This window comes from Candidatus Mycoplasma haematominutum 'Birmingham 1' (genome assembly GCF_000319365.1).
Classification (GTDB): Bacteria; Bacillota_I; Bacilli_A; order Mycoplasmatales; family Mycoplasmoidaceae; genus Eperythrozoon_A; species Eperythrozoon_A haematominutum.
Window position 1 is genome coordinate 45,843 of record NC_021007.1, and the last position, 16,732, is coordinate 62,574.

15 protein-coding genes and 2 tRNA genes are annotated in these 16,732 nt (G+C 34.2%); 13 read left to right on the top strand and 4 right to left on the bottom strand.

All coding sequences use genetic code 4. The features are described 5' to 3' along the window. Window positions 1-5: 5 nt before the first annotated feature. From MHM_RS00250 to MHM_RS02825, 13 genes are all read left to right on the top strand, one after another. A complete protein-coding gene (locus tag MHM_RS00250; protein WP_015511426.1) occupies window positions 6-992 on the top strand; it encodes a hypothetical protein in 987 nt (328 codons plus the stop codon). Window positions 993-1,141: 149 nt separating this feature from the next. Next, on the top strand, window positions 1,142-2,512 hold the full coding sequence (locus MHM_RS00255; protein WP_015511427.1) for an ABC transporter ATP-binding protein: 1,371 nt from the start codon (window positions 1,142-1,144) through the stop codon (window positions 2,510-2,512). A gap of 425 nt (window positions 2,513-2,937) precedes the next feature. Beyond that, complete coding sequence (locus MHM_RS03040; protein WP_245529177.1) at window positions 2,938-3,423, top strand: hypothetical protein; 486 nt, start codon at window positions 2,938-2,940, stop codon at window positions 3,421-3,423. Between the two features lie 3 nt (window positions 3,424-3,426). Further along, window positions 3,427-4,320 carry an ABC transporter permease gene (locus MHM_RS00265; RefSeq protein ID WP_015511429.1) on the top strand — a complete coding sequence of 298 codons (894 nt, stop codon included), beginning with the start codon at window positions 3,427-3,429 and terminating at the stop codon, window positions 4,318-4,320. Further along, window positions 4,311-5,657 carry a type 2 periplasmic-binding domain-containing protein gene (locus MHM_RS00270; protein ID WP_015511430.1) on the top strand — a complete coding sequence of 449 codons (1,347 nt, stop codon included), beginning with the start codon at window positions 4,311-4,313 and terminating at the stop codon, window positions 5,655-5,657. The genes MHM_RS00265 and MHM_RS00270 overlap by 10 nt, the downstream gene beginning before the upstream one ends. 5 nt (window positions 5,658-5,662) lie before the next feature. Further along, window positions 5,663-6,619, top strand: coding sequence for a tRNA (adenosine(37)-N6)-threonylcarbamoyltransferase complex transferase subunit TsaD (tsaD, locus tag MHM_RS00275; protein ID WP_015511431.1), 957 nt, complete (start codon window positions 5,663-5,665; stop codon window positions 6,617-6,619). Window positions 6,620-6,650: 31 nt separating this feature from the next. Further along, window positions 6,651-7,796 (top strand): methionine adenosyltransferase domain-containing protein, encoded by a 1,146-nt coding sequence (locus tag MHM_RS00280; protein ID WP_245529178.1) that lies wholly within the window; start codon window positions 6,651-6,653, stop codon window positions 7,794-7,796. Window positions 7,797-7,863: 67 nt separating this feature from the next. Next, on the top strand, window positions 7,864-8,793 hold the full coding sequence (locus MHM_RS00285; RefSeq protein ID WP_245529179.1) for a tRNA ligase subunit PheS family protein: 930 nt from the start codon (window positions 7,864-7,866) through the stop codon (window positions 8,791-8,793). A gap of 35 nt (window positions 8,794-8,828) precedes the next feature. Beyond that, window positions 8,829-10,055: a hypothetical protein gene (locus tag MHM_RS00290; protein WP_146222348.1), complete on the top strand. Its 1,227-nt coding sequence runs from the start codon at window positions 8,829-8,831 to the stop codon at window positions 10,053-10,055. Between the two features lie 46 nt (window positions 10,056-10,101). Then, window positions 10,102-10,866, top strand: coding sequence for a PhoU domain-containing protein (locus MHM_RS00295; RefSeq protein ID WP_015511435.1), 765 nt, complete (start codon window positions 10,102-10,104; stop codon window positions 10,864-10,866). After that, entirely contained in the window at window positions 10,867-11,364 is a 498-nt protein-coding gene (locus MHM_RS00300; protein WP_043902078.1) for a hypothetical protein, read from the top strand. It begins immediately after the preceding gene. Window positions 11,365-11,371: 7 nt separating this feature from the next. Continuing rightward, entirely contained in the window at window positions 11,372-12,316 is a 945-nt protein-coding gene (locus tag MHM_RS00305; RefSeq protein WP_015511437.1) for an ABC transporter ATP-binding protein, read from the top strand. Window positions 12,317-12,345: 29 nt separating this feature from the next. Then, the gene (locus MHM_RS02825; RefSeq protein ID WP_015511438.1) at window positions 12,346-14,151 is read left to right on the top strand and encodes an ABC transporter ATP-binding protein; all 1,806 of its coding nucleotides are present in this window, start codon (window positions 12,346-12,348) and stop codon (window positions 14,149-14,151) included. A 66-nt stretch (window positions 14,152-14,217) separates the two neighbouring features. Here the strand turns inward: MHM_RS02825 and MHM_RS00315 are convergent. From MHM_RS00315 to MHM_RS00330, 4 genes are all read right to left on the bottom strand, one after another. Continuing rightward, window positions 14,218-14,294, bottom strand: a tRNA-Ala gene (locus tag MHM_RS00315). An 8-nt stretch (window positions 14,295-14,302) separates the two neighbouring features. Then, window positions 14,303-14,377: transfer RNA gene (locus MHM_RS00320), tRNA-Ile, on the bottom strand. A gap of 21 nt (window positions 14,378-14,398) precedes the next feature. Then, a complete protein-coding gene (locus MHM_RS00325) occupies window positions 14,399-15,508 on the bottom strand; it encodes an HDIG domain-containing metalloprotein (protein ID WP_245529180.1) in 1,110 nt (369 codons plus the stop codon). Window positions 15,509-15,570: 62 nt separating this feature from the next. Then, window positions 15,571-16,731, bottom strand: a complete 1,161-nt coding sequence (locus MHM_RS00330; RefSeq protein ID WP_015511440.1) for an HDIG domain-containing metalloprotein — start codon at window positions 16,729-16,731, stop codon at window positions 15,571-15,573. Window position 16,732: the final 1 nt, after the last annotated feature.

Genomic DNA, 16,732 nt, shown 5'->3' on the forward strand with positions numbered 1-16,732 from the left:
CGCATATGTCTAGAGAATTAAGTCCAGAAGAAAATAATTTTTTCAATTGTTGTGATTATGGTTTTGAAAATGAAGTGGTTTGAGGAGTTAATGAAACTGAAAAATACTATAACTATCAACTCGATAAAAATGTATCAATAGATTGAAATTCGTCTATTCCTGAGACATTTGAGCCTGAAGAGAAGATAGAGCTCAGCGAGAGAGAGATACAGGAAAAATTAGAGGGCTTCCCAGCTGCTCCACAAGAAGCGCAAGAGGAAAAGTTAAGTGAAGATTCTCTAAATTTACCTCCTCAATATGCAAAACAACAGGCGTATTGCTCAAACGCTAGGAGATCTTGATTGCGCCGAAATTCCGGCTCCAAAAAAACCTCTCCACTGGATATGCTCAAGGTCTCTTTTTTCAAAGACAAGAAGGCGGATATTCCAACACCCCCAGAAGCAGAGCCAAGAGACTTTATTGAAGAACAGCACAAATTGATGAAGGAGCAACAAGGGGACAAGGATACTATGGATTACAACTTAAAAGATTTTCCACTAGCCGAACCGGCTTTGATTCAAAAATTGTGTGATGAGCATTTAATTTTTTTCAATTTACTCTCTAAGCTGCAAGAGACCCATACTCCTACAGATTTCACGACAGCGTACCACATTCAAGATAGAATAGCATATTTACTCGATAATCAAACTCTTCTCTACAAAGAGTTAACTAAAAAATTAATTAAATATCTAGAGAAAATAAATAGCAAGTTAAAAAAATATTATGATGAAATAACCTTGAAGCAGGAAGATTTAAAGAAGATAAATGCACAAATCTCTAGATTTAATGAATATGATAGAAAGACTCAAAGTAGATTAGATCAAGCAGAAAAAGAAACCAGATGATTTAAGGAAGATTTAAAAGAATATCAGGATCATTTGGATGATATTTCAGGAAAGAATAAACCGATTGAGATGCCCACAGAACCTAATACAGAAAGTAGTAAAAACTAACTTGAATTAGTTAGAAGAAGCTAGAAACCCTCTCGCGAGGGTTTTTATTTCCTCCCCCTACAAAAAAGTTATATCTGTAAAATAGTTGATTTTGAAGTAATTAGAAAGAGAGCGGTGTTTAATTCTCCCTTTTTGTAGCAGTTCCTGAATTGAAGGAGACTACCCCTCTCCTTCAATTACAGTCAATCTCGAAAAGATATGAGGCAAAGGAAAATTTGGTATTAGATAATTTCAATCTCACCATTGAAAAAGGCTCTTTCGTGACAATTATCGGACCTTCCGGTTCAGGTAAAACTACAATTCTTAATTTGATCGGAGGTTTCATAAAGCCCGATAAGGGTAAGATTTTGCTTTCAGGAATAGACATAAAAGATATTCCTGCAGATTTAAGACCTACTTCTACGGTATTTCAAGATTACGCTCTCTTTCCTCACTTAACAGTATTTGAGAATATATCCTTTGGCCTTAAAAAAAAAAGAGTACTTCTGTCCAATCCCCCAAATTACAAAGTGGAAAAAATGCAACAACTTATAGATAAAGCAAAGTTTAAAAGTCAAGAAAAACTTAAAAAACTCCAAAAAGAGACTGATAAATTTGCCATGCTTTTTAAAAAGTGAGCTCATTATGTTGTGGACGATACCAGGCATAAAAATTTCAAACGAAAATTAATTTTTTTTTATCTAAGCATGATTAAATCCAAGCTTCTGGATCTAGACTATTGAAAATCTTGATGAGAGTATTACCCAATTTTGAAAGAAAAGGAGTTGCGATATAAATATATTTCTAGACCTTTTACTTCAGAGGAAATTGAGGCTAAAGTTGCAGAAATCTCTACCCTATTAGGTTTAGAGAGTTATAAAAATTCTTCAATAGAGACTCTCTCGGGAGGCACCAAACAAAAAGTGGCATTAGCGAGAGCTTTAATTACAGAACCTCAAATAATTTTGCTTGATGAGCCTCTCTCAGCTATTGATAAAGACATGAGAGAGAAAATGCAGATAGAACTTAAGAAATTACATCAAACTTTGAAGCTTACTTTTCTCTTGATTACACATGATCAGAAAGAAGCATTACTCCTTTCAGATCAAGTGGTAGTTTTAAAGAGGGGGAAAATTGAGCAGATAGGATCACCTTCAGAGGTATATGACTCCCCAGTAAATGAGTGAGTAGCTAATTTTATGGGCAAATCCAATATTTTTGACGGGATATACCTCTCTCCTTGACAAGTTTATGTAAATGATATGGTATTCAAATTAGACAATATTAGGGGGTTTCAACCTAACGAGAGAGTACAGGTGATGATTAGACCAGAAGACTATGATGTGACTCAATTAGGTACAGGTTTTATTTCAGTGGAGGTTATTGATGCAATATATAAAGGTCAGCTGTGAGAACTGAAATGTCTTTTTGGAGCCTCAGACATTTCAGTGGAGAGTTTTAATGAAGTAAAAAAAGGAACCCATATTGATTTACTGTGAGATTCAGAAGATGTTCATCTTATGAAATTTCCAGGTAATTAAAGATGAAGCTTGTGTTCAATTGACTATATCTAAAAGTTCGTAAATGAGAAGTTTTTTTGATTCCATTTATTGTATTTGCACTTTTAACTATTTTGCTACCATCACTTTTGTTAGGTGCATATAGTGTTCAATCTTTTGTTAGCCCCCAATGAGATAATTTAACTCCTAATATTTTTTATTCACTAGCCTTAAGTTTCTTCGTGTCTTGCTGCGCTTTAATATTTTCCCTAATAATTGCCTTCCCACTAGCTGTATTAATTTGATTTACTTCTTCTTCAGAAGCGAAAAAGAAATTACTGTTACTCCTAAGTTTCCCACTGATAAGTAATTACTTTATAAAACTAATTGGGCTCAAAAGCTGTTTTGACTTTTTTAATGGAACACTAAATAGTACTCGAGGCATTATATATACAATAATTGGATTAGTGTATCTTTCCTTGCCACTAATAATTTACAACTTTATAAATACTCTCTCTGCTCTCCCTAAACATAGAAATTGGGCCATTAGAGATTTAGGTCAAACATTCTGAGGGGAATTATTTTACTTACTTTTACCCTGATCAAAAACCACTTTCATTTCCTCTTCCATGATGTTCTTTTTACCTTCGTTATTTACTACCTTTATTTCTGAATTTTTAAATCATGACCCTTCATCGCAACTTATAGGAGAGGTTATTTCAAGCATTGCACTAATGATTGTTTCTTCGAATGAGTCCAGGCCATTTATCTCTCTATTAGTGAGCATGTTATTTGTGTTATCAACTTTTGGAATTGTATTTGGAATTTCCTCATTTAAAGCTTTTTGCATAAGTTGTAAAAAATTCCAGCAAAGATTGCAATTTAAACATAAAAAAGCACTCCTACAGCTGAGAGCGGGAGAAAATTTTGGAATTTTAAATCAATCTTTTTAAGAGATGTTTTATGGACTATCTTTTTATATTCAAGACAGCTCAAGATGGTCTGATTGGTTTCGAAAAATGAGTATATTTTTCTTTTTTCTGATACTTTATTTTCCCTGAGTAATTATTGTGTTTTTATCTTTTAATACTCCCAATGAAAAGGGAATTGTTAGCACTAATTTGCAAAATTCAGCATCTTCCTTTACCTTCAAAAATTACAGCACATTTTTCTCTCTTTCTCCCGGAGATAATGATTCTTTCTGAACTAGCCTTTTAAATTCCCTGTTTATAGGCTTATCCGCATTATTTCCCTCTCTCTGAATTTCACTCTTAAGCTCATTTGCTATTTGAAAAAGAGGGGGTAAGTTACGGAAAACGGTTTTTCGATTGTCTAATTTATCAATTTCTTCTCCCGAATTAATTCAGGGAATCTCTTTTATGCTGTTATTTTCTGCTGTATTTTTACCCTTAGGTTTGGATTTTGGCTTTTTGACCCTAGTATTGACCCATATAGCTTTTTTAGTGCCATATGGGATTATTCTGATTTATCCTAAATTTGAAAAATTAGATCGAAGACTATTGCTTGCCTGTCATGATTTGAATTACAGCAATTTAGAAGCATTGATGAAGGTATTAGCTCCCCAATTGAAGGGAACTTTAATTTTTAGTTCTCTAGTGATGATGATTCTTTCAATGGATGACTTTATTATTTCCAACTTAGTTAAGGGTAGAATTACTACCTTGACCACTCAGTTTTATACCATGAAAAAGGGCATAAAAGGATGAGCGCTCACCTTTGGTTCTCTTCTATTTTTACTTTCTATTCTTACTTTTTTATCAGTTTCAGCCTTTAATAAATGTCAGCCTAAAAGTAAATTAAGTTTCTTGAAATTTCCGCAATGACTTTAAAGCTCCTCTGAGTCACTCCAATAACCTCACTAGCTCTCCCAACCTCTTTAATTAGTATTCAATCCCTCTGAAATAATGAATTAAGATTAGCCACCTACCAAGCTTATATCAGTGATGAAGTAGCTAGCGAAGCTTTTGAAAAATTTGGAATTAAAACAACTTATTTTGAGAATGATAAAGAGGTATTAAGTGGATTCCGTTCCGGCACTTATGATTTAGCAATTATTAGCTCTTCCACTCTCGAGGAAGCTATTTCTCAAAACTTGGTCAAAAAAATAGATTGGTCTCAATTTAGCTCGATACCTGAAAAATATAAATCCAAAGAGCAAGCACCCCATAAACCTTTTACAGAAGATTTATTTGATCCAGTTATCAATCAGCTTTTTTCTAAAAATGCAAAGTTTTATGAATATGGAATTCCCTATTTTTTGAGTTATCTAACCTTTGTATATACGGGCGAAAAACTCAAAAATTCAGAAACTTTAAAGTGAGAGAATTTGTTGGAAGCAATTGCCGAAGACAGCAGATTTTTACCCAACAATAATACCGCACCGAAATTGGCTTTGATAGAAGATGAGTTAACAATTTTTTATATTTCCAAGTTAATTTCAGGAGATACAAAAAAATTGAGCGAGATCTCTAAAAATGATCAATTAAATTTCTATTCACAGCTGTCTAACTTAGTAAAAAATAATAAGTTAGGAAGATTAGGATCTAATTCTATTTTTTTGCACCCAAATTCATCTTTAGTCTCAGAAATGATGCTGTCTGGAGAACTTAATGGTGCTTTTATGTACAATGGAGATGCGCTCTATACTTATAGGACTCTGAAGGAAGATGTAAAACTACAGGATGTTGATAATAAATTTCATATTTTTGAGGGAACTCCCTCGCTGTGGCTACTAGATAATATTGCAATTTCGGCAAAAATTCCCCAAGAACGAGAAACCAAGATTTATGAGTTTTTAAATCAATTACTTTTTGAGGGAGTGCTCAGCGAACAGGGGGAGGGACGACAGATTGATGAAACTTCATGAGCCTGAAAAAATTTTGATTACTTGAAATATACCCCTACCCTGAAATCTCTACAAGCAAAACTTAGGGATACTGCGAAAAGCGAACAGAGTCCAACGACAAAACTATCTACTCAATTTGATGCCAAAGATATTAAGTTGTTGTTCGGAAATCAAGAATTTGATAAGTGTCAGTGAGGGGAGAATACTGATAGTTCAGAGGAGAATAAAACTGTATGTCAGGTGATTTTTGAAAGTAGTCTGAGTGCTAGTCAGAATCTTCAATTAGCACTAGCCTTTCAACGTTGGAAGAATAATCTTTAAATTTTGTGAGTTTAATTTTGGGTATTGAATGTACTTGCGATGATAGTTCTGCTGCCCTTTTCGATACATCTTCCAGACAAATTGTTGGCGAATCACATTATTCTTCCAGACATGAACATACGGATTTTGGAGGAATTGTGCCAGAAATTGCAGCGCGGGCCCATGAAGCAAAGCTAGTTCATGTAATAGAAGATTGCTTAAAAAGAGCGAATGCAACTTTTGTTGATATAGACCAAATTGCCTATTCTGCTGAACCGGGACTACCTTCTTCTTTACTAGTTGGAAAAATGGTTGCAAGCACACTTTCCATTTGCACGCATAAGACTTTAATTCCAATTAATCACTTGGAGGCTCACATATATTCTGTAGGGCTCTCGCAACCTTTAAGATTCCCCTCCTTAGTGTTGTTAATTACGGGAAAAAATACTTCTATTTATTTGTTGAACAGTGAACTGGAATGTTCGTGCTTGGAAAGTTGTGGAGATTGCGCTCTTGGAGAAGCCTTTGATAAAATAGCTCGAATTATGAAACTCGATCACCCTGGAGGACATTTATTGGAAAAATATTACGAGGAAAATTTGAATTCTCCCCCCCTAACCCGAAGATCGTTAAATTATCGCACACTGAATTTAAATTTTTCTGGCTTAATAACTGCAGCGAGAAGAATGTGAGAGCAATATTTTGAAGGAGACCAACTATATAATGCAAGAACAATAGTTAGCACCTCCTTTCATAGGGAAATTATTGATTTGTTGGAACTGAAATTAATCCATTATCTCATGGATACTAATACTTCAAATTTGTATGTTGTGGGAGGGGTCAGTAGAAATAAGGTGATTCAGAGAGAATTGAAGAGAAGGTTGGATAAGAAAGGAGTACATTGCGTTTGAGTAGATAAAAGATTCGCGGAAGATAATGGAGCAATGATAGCGTATAGAGCAAGCTTGCTTCTTTCTAGGTAAGTTTTTGAAATCTATTAGGTGCATAGAGTCAGTGGGGAGGGGCCATCCGGACAAAATAGCAGATCTGATTTCAGATAGTATACTTGATGAGCTAATTCAGAAGTTAGGAATGAAACAAACTCGCTTTTCCGGAGAAGTTTTAGTAAGCACTAACAAGATTTTTTTTGCAGGAGAGGGAAGTTCGCATCATGGTGTAGATTTCCAGAAAATTATGCGTGAAATTTTATCGAAATTAGGGTATAACCCCCTTAAATTTGAATTTTTTACGGACTATAAAGCTCAATCCCCAGAATTATTGGGATTGAATAATAATTGCTGCAAAGTTGCAGGAGACCAGGGGATTTTATTTGGTTTCGCCTGCAATGAGACAGAACACTTTCTGCCTCTTGAGTATGTATTGAGTAAAGAGATTACCTTAAATATGCTAGAGAGCCACTCCGAAAGACCAGCTAAAGGATTAAAAGAAGATTTCAAGCTTTTAATCCATCTAGAAGTAGAGAAGGATGCTAATTCTGACAAAATTATGAATTCTCACTTGAAATTATGTGTCTTTTCAACTCATCATGAGGAAGGAATTACTAGAGAGAGAATAGAGGAAATTTTCAAAGAACAGGTGATTTTTCCTGTACTTCAGAAATATCGAGTCAATCATAACTACGAGACTCAGTGATTAATAAACCCTTCCGGTTCTTTCTTAATTGGAGGCCTTGATGCAGATAGTGGAGTGACGAATAGGAAGCAAATAGCAGATTCTTATGGCCCCCTAGTCAGACATGGAGGGGGAGGATTGAGCGGCAAAGATTTAACCAAAATCGATAGATTAGGAGCGTATTATTTAAGGTGAATTGCCAAAAATATAGTTGCTGCAGGTTTAGCACACATGATTGAAATAAGGGCAACTTTTGCTATAGCTGTAGCAAAAGCCCTTTCGTTTGATATCACCTCATCACATGACTGCAAGATACGAAATAACTCCGAATTGCAAGATCTAATATCTGCTTGCTTTCCGACCCAAATTAGCGAAATATTTGAGTATTTGACAAGCTACACATTTGAGTTTGCAAAATTATGCGAGAGCTCTCATTTTGGAAATTTTGTACCCAATTTACCCTGAGAACAATTGAATAAAGTTACAGATATAAATGATTGATGACATCAAAGAACTAAAAAACCTTAGAGATTTAATAGAAAAGGCCTCCTCAAGGGAGGCCCTAGATTCTATTTTTAAGAAATGGAGGGAAGAGGTGTTAGTTCCATTAAGAAGCAGGATATTTCAGTCAAGAATGGTAGAAGAAAAAAAGACATTAGGCTTACAATTTCAAGAGATTTCTAAATTTGCTCAAAATTTATATGATGACAGAAAGCGCAAACTGTCTGCATGAGCTCAACCCTTTTACCATGCTAGGGAATGTGCAGTTAAAGAAAACCGGCAATTGTTACATCAATCTAATAATTTATTTGGAGAGCTGATTACAGATATATTTCGATTTCTGCAGTCCTACAATTTTTCACTTTTTGAAGAGAGTGAAATTGTCAAAGTTTCCTCAAATTTCGACTCCCTCTTAATTTCTCCTGAACATCCCGCAAGGGCATCCAGTGACAGTTTTTTTCTAGATGACATTAGACCCATAAAATATGGAGAGCCTATGATGTTGAGAACTCACACAACCACTAGCACTTTAAAACTACTAGATAGAAATAAAGGAGTTAGTTTTAGAGGAGCCTCAGTAGGATCTGTTTATAGAAAAGAAGATAATAATTCCACCCATTTATCTCAATTTACTCAATTAGATTTGGTATGAGTAGACCAAAGTTTAACTCTTTCCGATCTAAGGAATTGGATAGAAACCCTATTGTTTGAACTTTTTAAGACAGAAGCTAGAAACTATAGATTAAGACTTTCTTATTTTCCATTTACCTCTCCATCTTATGAGGTGGATTTAAGCTGTACCTGTAAACTAGAGAAACAATGTTCACTGTGTAAAGGTACTGGTTGAATAGAAATTCTAGGATGTGGTTTTTTGAGAAAAGAGATCTTAGAAAAAACTCATCCCGGGAAGGTGTCTATTGCAGCGGGATTGGGATTAGAGAGAATTGCAATGGTTAAATTTCGACTTTCTGATATCAGAGATTTATATAAAAATGATTTAGATGCACTGACTATTCATAGATAATATTGACCGCTATTTTTGAAAAAGTATTAAATTTTTTGATTCCCGAGACTCACGGAATGACTCACAGAGAATGAACTGATTTAGCTTCGAAAGCACAACTGGAAATTGATTCCATTGAATATTTAGAAAATGGAGATTCAATTTTTCGATTTAAGCCCATTTGTGATTTTCGCTGCATTTCCGGTTGATGGATTCTAGTGAAAGAATTAAGACTCAGTTGCGATAGAAAGGTATGTACTAACCTAAACAAAAAACAGCTTAATTTTTTTCCCTCAAATTCTCCAGATTTTGAAAGACTTGTAAAAGATTTATTTGGAAATGAGCTAGACACTCCTTTATCCCAATTTTTAATAAGGGATTTTGGCTCAGAATACCCTCAAGTTAAGAGCTATCTTGAAAAATTTTTAGTATCTTCACACAACTTTAAATTGACACGACCTAGAAGCATATGTAAACTTACGGAACTTCTACCAATTTTTGAGAGTCTCAAAAATAACTGAGAAAATAAGGTAATTGCTCCCCTGCAACAAAACAATTGAGAATTCATTCAATCAGGAGATAATATTTGAACAATTGTTTGGCCTCCCTGATATTTTCAGGACACTTTGCCTCCCTTTTCAGAAATTTTGGGTAGATTATTACCTTTAGATCAGGGCCCTAAACCGATAAGGGAAAATAAAAAGTTCGAATCTCAGAATATAAATCAAAATTTTGGCTGAAGTGCAATGAGAAATTACCTTATTGAAAGGGGATTTATTGAATGCAATACTTCTAAATTTGTGGAAACAGCCAGAAATTTAAATAGTTCGAAATATTGTTTATCGTATAACAAAAAATTAACACTTAGAGACAATTTACATTATTCTCTAGTATTTGAGGTGCTATTAAAAAATCTCAATAGTAACAAAAAGCTCTTCCCTATATTTGAATTCTCCTATTGTCCTTGAAATAATTGTTGAATTTTAGGTTTATCCTCTCCTATCGAATTGAAAGGCAAAAGAGAAAGTGGCAATTTTTGATACAGCGTAGCAGAATTGAAAGAGCTGTTAGTGGATTTTTTTAAGAAGTTATTTCACCAAAATTTAGAGTTTGCAAGTCCAGACAGGGGGGTGGCATTCCCCCTGTTGTGCGGAGCTCTAATTTATAGGTTAGTGGTTAATGAAAAAGAGGCAGGCCAGATGATGATTCATAGATTAGAGCAATTTGAAATTAGAAGGCAAGAAGTAGTTTCAGTAAATGTTAAAATACCCCATTTTAGATAGTATAATGACTTTAAAATTTATTTAAGTCCTCTTTAACTTTTATGGTATGGCAGTCAATTCACAACTTTTAGAATATTCAATTCAGAAGTGCTATTCTGACTTCTTGGGATATCTTCATCTCATCAAAAATTTTGTTAAATCTTCTCTACTTTTTTGAGAGGGAAAGTTAACTTGGGAGGAGATTTTTCAGATAGAGGAAAAATCTAATTCTTGTTACTGCAAGGCACTATTAGATATAGAATGACATTGTTCTAAAAATACTCCCTCAGCCAATGATCTACGATTTTTTTTAGCTCTAATTTTGTCCGCCAAGGACTTAGAGCGATGCGGAGATTATTTACATTCTATCTCCAAAATAGTGAAAAGCGATAAAAACAGAGAGTTGAAAAAAATTATTTTAGGTTCTGAACTCTGAGAAATTATTCTTAAATACTTTCAAACCATTTACTCTTTATTTAGGGATTCAATCGGTAGGATCAGACAGTTAGCATATCAGGAATTATTAGCAGAAAAAATGACTTTACATTCAAAGCTTTCAACCCTTTCTCGGCAATTACATCAAGAATTGCTAAATAATAAAGGATTACCCCTTCTAACCGAATTGAGCAAATCTTCTGATCCCGTGTTATTGCAATTAGCAGATGTAGAAAAATTATTATCTCTTTCCAGAATGATTCAATTATTGCTAGTTAAGGTAGATAGATTTTTAGATCATTCCTTTAATGTGGTTGAAAATTTTTATTACATAAAAAATCAGGAATTTAAACTAGATTATCACAGTCTTTCTAGGGAAAGTCACCTCACAGAGTAGATGATGTTCAAAGGATATTTAGGCTCTAAGATTTATCAAACTCCTTTTGCAATTTCTTTCTCAACTCCTAAACGAGCGCATTTTTTTGAACCAGGCAATAAGCTACAAAACAGGCTGATTAAATTACAACTTTTATATCAGGAATGGCTCCCAAAAACCATTAAATTATTAGCCATTCCAGTGATACAGCTATATAAAAAGTACTATGTAGAATCTCCTGAAATTAATAAAAAAGTTACAGACTTTTTGGGAAGAGATGTTAATACTAATGTAAAGGATTTGACTGGCTTTGAGAAAAAAGAATATCTAAGATATCAAAAGCTATTTGCTGAAAAACAGGTAAAGCCCTATTCTACTAATATACCTTGAATACCTCATATGTTTAGCGCAAAGCCACATGTGGTTAATTTTCAAGAAGCCATTGACTATTTTAGGTCCTTGTATATTTCTGAAGCTAAAAAAGCTGCTGCATCCGCTGCTAACAGTACCTCTTCTTAGGTCTTAAATGAGCCCCCAAGGCTCTTTTTTTAAGGCTTTTCATGATTTAAAGAGGGACTTTCAAGGGGAACTTGCAGAATTACCATCATTAAACTATCAAACTTGGCTAAAAACAGAAAATAAGAAATTAAAAAAATTTAGAAGGAAACATAGTAAATCAGTAGTAAAGCAAGTGATAAAACTGAACAAACAACATAAGGGAACCAGGTGTGTAGAAAATACACCAGGTTATGTAATAGAGTGTAAAAATTTAGAAAAATGATATGTCAATAAAAAAACAAGAGAGTACAATAGAGTACTTAAAAATGTGAATTTAAAAGTTAAGGTTGGAGAGTTAGTAGTAGTATTAGGAGAATCTGGATCCGGAAAGACAACTTTACTCAATATACTGGCAGGAATGGAGAGGGCCTCTAATGGAGAAGTCATAGTTTTTTCCCATTCGCTTATGACCTTAAGTCAACACTGATTAATTGATTTTAGGGCTAAATATCTTTCTATTATTTTCCAGAATTATGCACTTATCCCAGAATTGACAGTTAGGGAAAATATCTTAGTTGGACAAAAGATTCAGGAGAATGCACAAAAGCGATTAGATATAGATAAAATTGCAGAACTTTTAAAAATATCAGCTCACATGCATAAAGTGCCTAAGGCTCTCTCAGGAGGACAACAGCAGAGAGTTTCTATTGCAAGGGCTTTAGCAAAAAATCCTAGATTAATATTTGCGGATGAACCTACTGGGGCAGTAGACTCAGACACTTGTAAGGAAATTTTGAATATTTTAGTCGATATTAACAAGAAGTATGGCACAACAATTTTTTTGATTACTCACAATAGATTAATTGCAAAAATCGCACACAAGGTAATTCATATAGATAAGGGAATGATTACCTCAACTTCATCTCAGCTGCCTATGCATCCAAATGATATAGATTGATCTCTTCATTCTTAAAGCCTATGATGTAGTCTAGCTTTTTAGAAATGTTGGGCGCTCTGCGGGCCCAACTTTTCCTAAGACATGAATTGAAGCTTAAAAAAGCCAAGGGAATTCCAATCCCTAAGAAAGAAATTAGAGTACCGAATCAAGATTTACTAGTAGAGGATTTAAAAGGTTTTGATAGGAGCAGAGCTCAATTTAGAGTTGATGCACCACTTAAATATTGAGCTACTAATTACAGCTTTTTGATCAATATTTTCTTTTGGTTATTTTTCATCTGATCATTTTGAGTGATTTGCGCAATGCTCTTTCCGACTACGAAGATTCCTATCATTCACCCTCACTATTTGAGAATCGTATTTGAAACAGCTTTTGCATATATCTTTAGACGACACAGCCTTGAATCCCTTACTAGTGCGTACCGCTTAGAGACTCCAAAGTGACATAATGACACCTATTATTTTGTAGTCTTAGCCACTTCTCTATTCTTAGTAGGAATTTACCTTATTTTTATACTCAAAAATTTCTTCATGGAGATGGAGGGAATGCTTGAGAGAAACCGGGTCTATCTTTTACTCTTGAAAAATAAAAACTTCAATCAAACCATTTACAGAATTTCCTTTTTTCAGTTAATAAATATTGCCTGAACTACATTTTCACTTGTAATGCTATTCGGGGACAAAATATACACAGATACAGCTCAAGAATCTAAAGTATGATCTTTACTTTTCGGGAATAGTGGAAAACATACTGAGGGAATTACCTCAACACTCCCCCTAACTCCTGCAGGTTATCTCACTTTTTTAGTTAATTTTGTTTCTTTCTGAGGCTCCATAGTTGTATATAGAAAATATCTAAAAGAATTTTTTGCAGGCAATCCCTTCTTATTCCCACTCTTTAGAAATATTTTCATTCAACTGCAATTATCTTTTAGAAAGACCAAAATAGAAAAGCAAAAACTGCAGAAGAAGAGGGCTAAACCTCTAAGGGTAAGTAAAAAAGAATTAAGGGTATTAGAGGAAGCCAAGAAAACAGCTCCCTTTATTTCGCTAAAAAATGTGAATAAATTTTTTGGTTCTTTTCATGCACTTAAAGACATTAACTTAAGTATTAATAAGGGAGAATTTATCGCAATCCTAGGACCCTCAGGTTCTGGAAAAACAACTTTAATTAACTTACTGTCGGGAATAGACATCCCTTCAAACGGTCAAATGTTTATAGATAAAAATACTACAGCTACATACTCAGACTCAGAGCTAACTTCATTTAGAAGACGAAAAATAGGTTATATTTTTCAAAATTATGCATTAATTCCATATCTAACAGCAAGGGGAAATATTGAATTATCTACTTCTCTTAGAGCACCTATGAAAACTATTACAGAATCTTTTGTATCAGTAATTAAACGTTTCAGACAGTTTAAAAAGGAAGGACTAGAAAGTTGAGCAGCAATAAAAAAAATACTAGCCCAAATTTTCCTAGCGGGAGACTTAACTGATGTAAATAAGTTGATTGAAATTTTTAATTTGTCCGCTCATGAACATAAATACCCAAATCAACTATCTGGAGGTCAACAACAGAGAGTTTCTATCGCTAGATCACTAATTAAGAGACCTGATATCCTGTTCGCTGACGAGGCTACTGGGGCACTAGACTATGCTACAGCTAAGACAATTTTGCAGTTTTTCAAATTAATTAATGACTATGCAAAAACTACCATTGTTATGATTACACACAACCCAGTGATAGCTACAGTTACAGACAGAGTGATAAGAATTGAAGACGGGAGAATTGTAGAAGATTACAGAAATGAGGATCCTGTATCTATAGACAGCTTAACTAATCTGTAGAGAATTTAAGGGAAGGGGCTTGTAGCCCCTCCCTTTTTTTCTCTACTTAGTTAACTAAATAATTTATGGTGGAGACTATGGGGCTCGAACCCACGACCTTCTGAGTGCAAATCAGATGCTCTTCCAAACTGAGCTAAATCCCCGAAATTATTGGTGGAAGCAAATGGGATCGCACCATTGACCTCTCCCTTATCAGGGGAGTGTTCTACTACTGAACTATGCCTCCAGCTGGCTTCTTAAATAAATCTTAGACAGTTTTAGAATAATCTTCCAACATGAAAGAAGCCTCGAATTCTAATTTGAATACAAATTGATAGTTATATTGATATTTCAATTCCGCCTCACTAACTAACTGAGAAATTTTGATTTTCATTTCCTCCAACTTATCTCATGAAAATAGAGTAGGGTTTAAATGCAGTCTAATAATATGACCTCCCGCAAGGAACTCAACTTTAGAGATTTCCTCAATCTCGACTAAAATAGATTGCAATTTTTCATTTCTTTCCCTAGTTTTTTCTAGTTGTAGGGGTCTTGCACCTAATCTTCCTGCTGATAACTTGTCCATTGTCCTCACTATAGGCAGATAGGGAGTTTCTCATCTGATTTCGTAATTATGGTGAAATTGAATAGTTTCTACAATATAAGGCTCCAATCTAAACTGATGAGCTAGAGAAACTCCAGCAGATACATGATTAGAGTGTTGACCGACTATCTTTCCTATATCATGGAAAAAGGCAGCACGTTTCGCTTTCTGAACATCTAATTTTAGTTGCGAGGCAAAATTAGCACTTAAGACACTTACTTCCAGGAGATGCTCCAATAAATTCTGGTTATATGAAAAAAAATACTTTGTTTTACCTACTGAGTAGCTAAATTCTCCTGAAATATTATTAGGTTCATATTCTAGGAAATTAACCAATATATCTCTACCCAATCGTTCAATTTCAGCTCTTTTCGTTGAAGATATCTTCCGGTACAAAACACTTAAGTCTTCTAAATTTCCTTTCTCAGGAGTTAAAGCTGGAGAATTGATTAATTCCTGGTAAAAGAGGAGCGCAATCTCCATTTTTTCATAGTTGAATTTTCACCTAGAGTCTTCCTGATCAGCATAGACTGAACTTAATAGGAGCGAACGTAGGGGAGAATTTTCTCTCCTATTTTCATCAATTAGTCTGAAGTCTGAAAGGGAGGCGCAATAGGAAGAGATTGGGCTTTGATAATTCAATAATTCAGATAGTGTATGTTTTGATGCAGCAGAAAGCAGATTGAATTCCAGTTGAAATTTCTTCTTCAATGGAGAGAAGTGAATAGTGTATTCCCTAGGGAGTTTCAAATTGTATACAGCTTTCAGTATCAAGCTCTCGAATATGAAGTCATCAAATCCCTTATGTTTAGACGGTTCAATTCCCTCTTTTATTTCTATATGGAAGGTTTTATTTGATTCAAATTGAATCTCAATTTAGTGATAGAAGGCTTCAAATTTTCTCCAGGTAGGCAATAAATAGAGATGGTCAATTTAGACTCCTCTTCAGTATCTTTAAGAGTTTCAGAGATAGATAGTTGTTTGCTAACACATTCTTTAATAGAGGAAATAAATGAAGTTCATTCTTCTTCCACAAGTAGTGAGCTACTAGAGAGATTAAGTATTAATCAAATAGTTTGAGCTGATAAATAACTGTAGGATTTCAGCAATTTTTCTTGTGATAAAAGCTCATCAAGTTGAGTTTTTATATTACCTAGTAAATTGTGTATATTCTCAGAGATTGGGTAATTTTTTAAAAAGTGAGACTGAGAGATCAATTTATTTACTAGGGAGATTAAAGCAATATTAGGATTTTCAAATGAGAGTAGAGAAGAGTGATGAGTTTCTATGCATTCTTTAATTTCCGCATCTGCGAGCTCTGGCATGAATTCAAATACTTTATTTGAATCATGTAGGTAGTAGGGCAAAAACACCTTTCCAATATCGTGATAAAAAGCAAGCTTTCGTACCTTTTTAGTATCAAATGCAAGCATTGTGGCAGCTTTAACACTTTCACTAGCTACCTCTTTAGCATGTTCTAATAAAGTTTGGCTGTCCGAATAATTTTCATTGCTCATTTTTCCAACAGCATTTTTTAAAGAAGTAGAGGCCAACTCCACATCAAAAGACTCTAATTCCCTAAAACCTACAGTATCTTCTTCTTCTGATAGTTGTTTGCTAAGTTGCTGAAAATGTTTATGAATAGAACTGGAAGATCAGCTTTTACTACTTCTAAATCGCTTTCCAAGTAGACTGGCTAGCTTAATCTCCCTAACATTATATTTAGACAGTATTAGTAGAGGCTTTTCTTTGGAGTCTTCAATATGAGGTTTTATGCCTGTAAGTGCGAAAAATTCTTCTTTTCGCTCTCCAGACTTTCCCACTAGCTGCCCTATTGTTTTTTCGCCAAAGAATTTCCCCTGTACTAGATCAAGCTCTACGTAGCAACCAGTAAATAGTTTAGGAGGTTTATATTTGATGAGAATGTGGATCATTTTTTTAGAAAATTTAGTTAATAGCTCTTCAGTCTCAGAATTAGATAGTTTAGTGTTATCCATC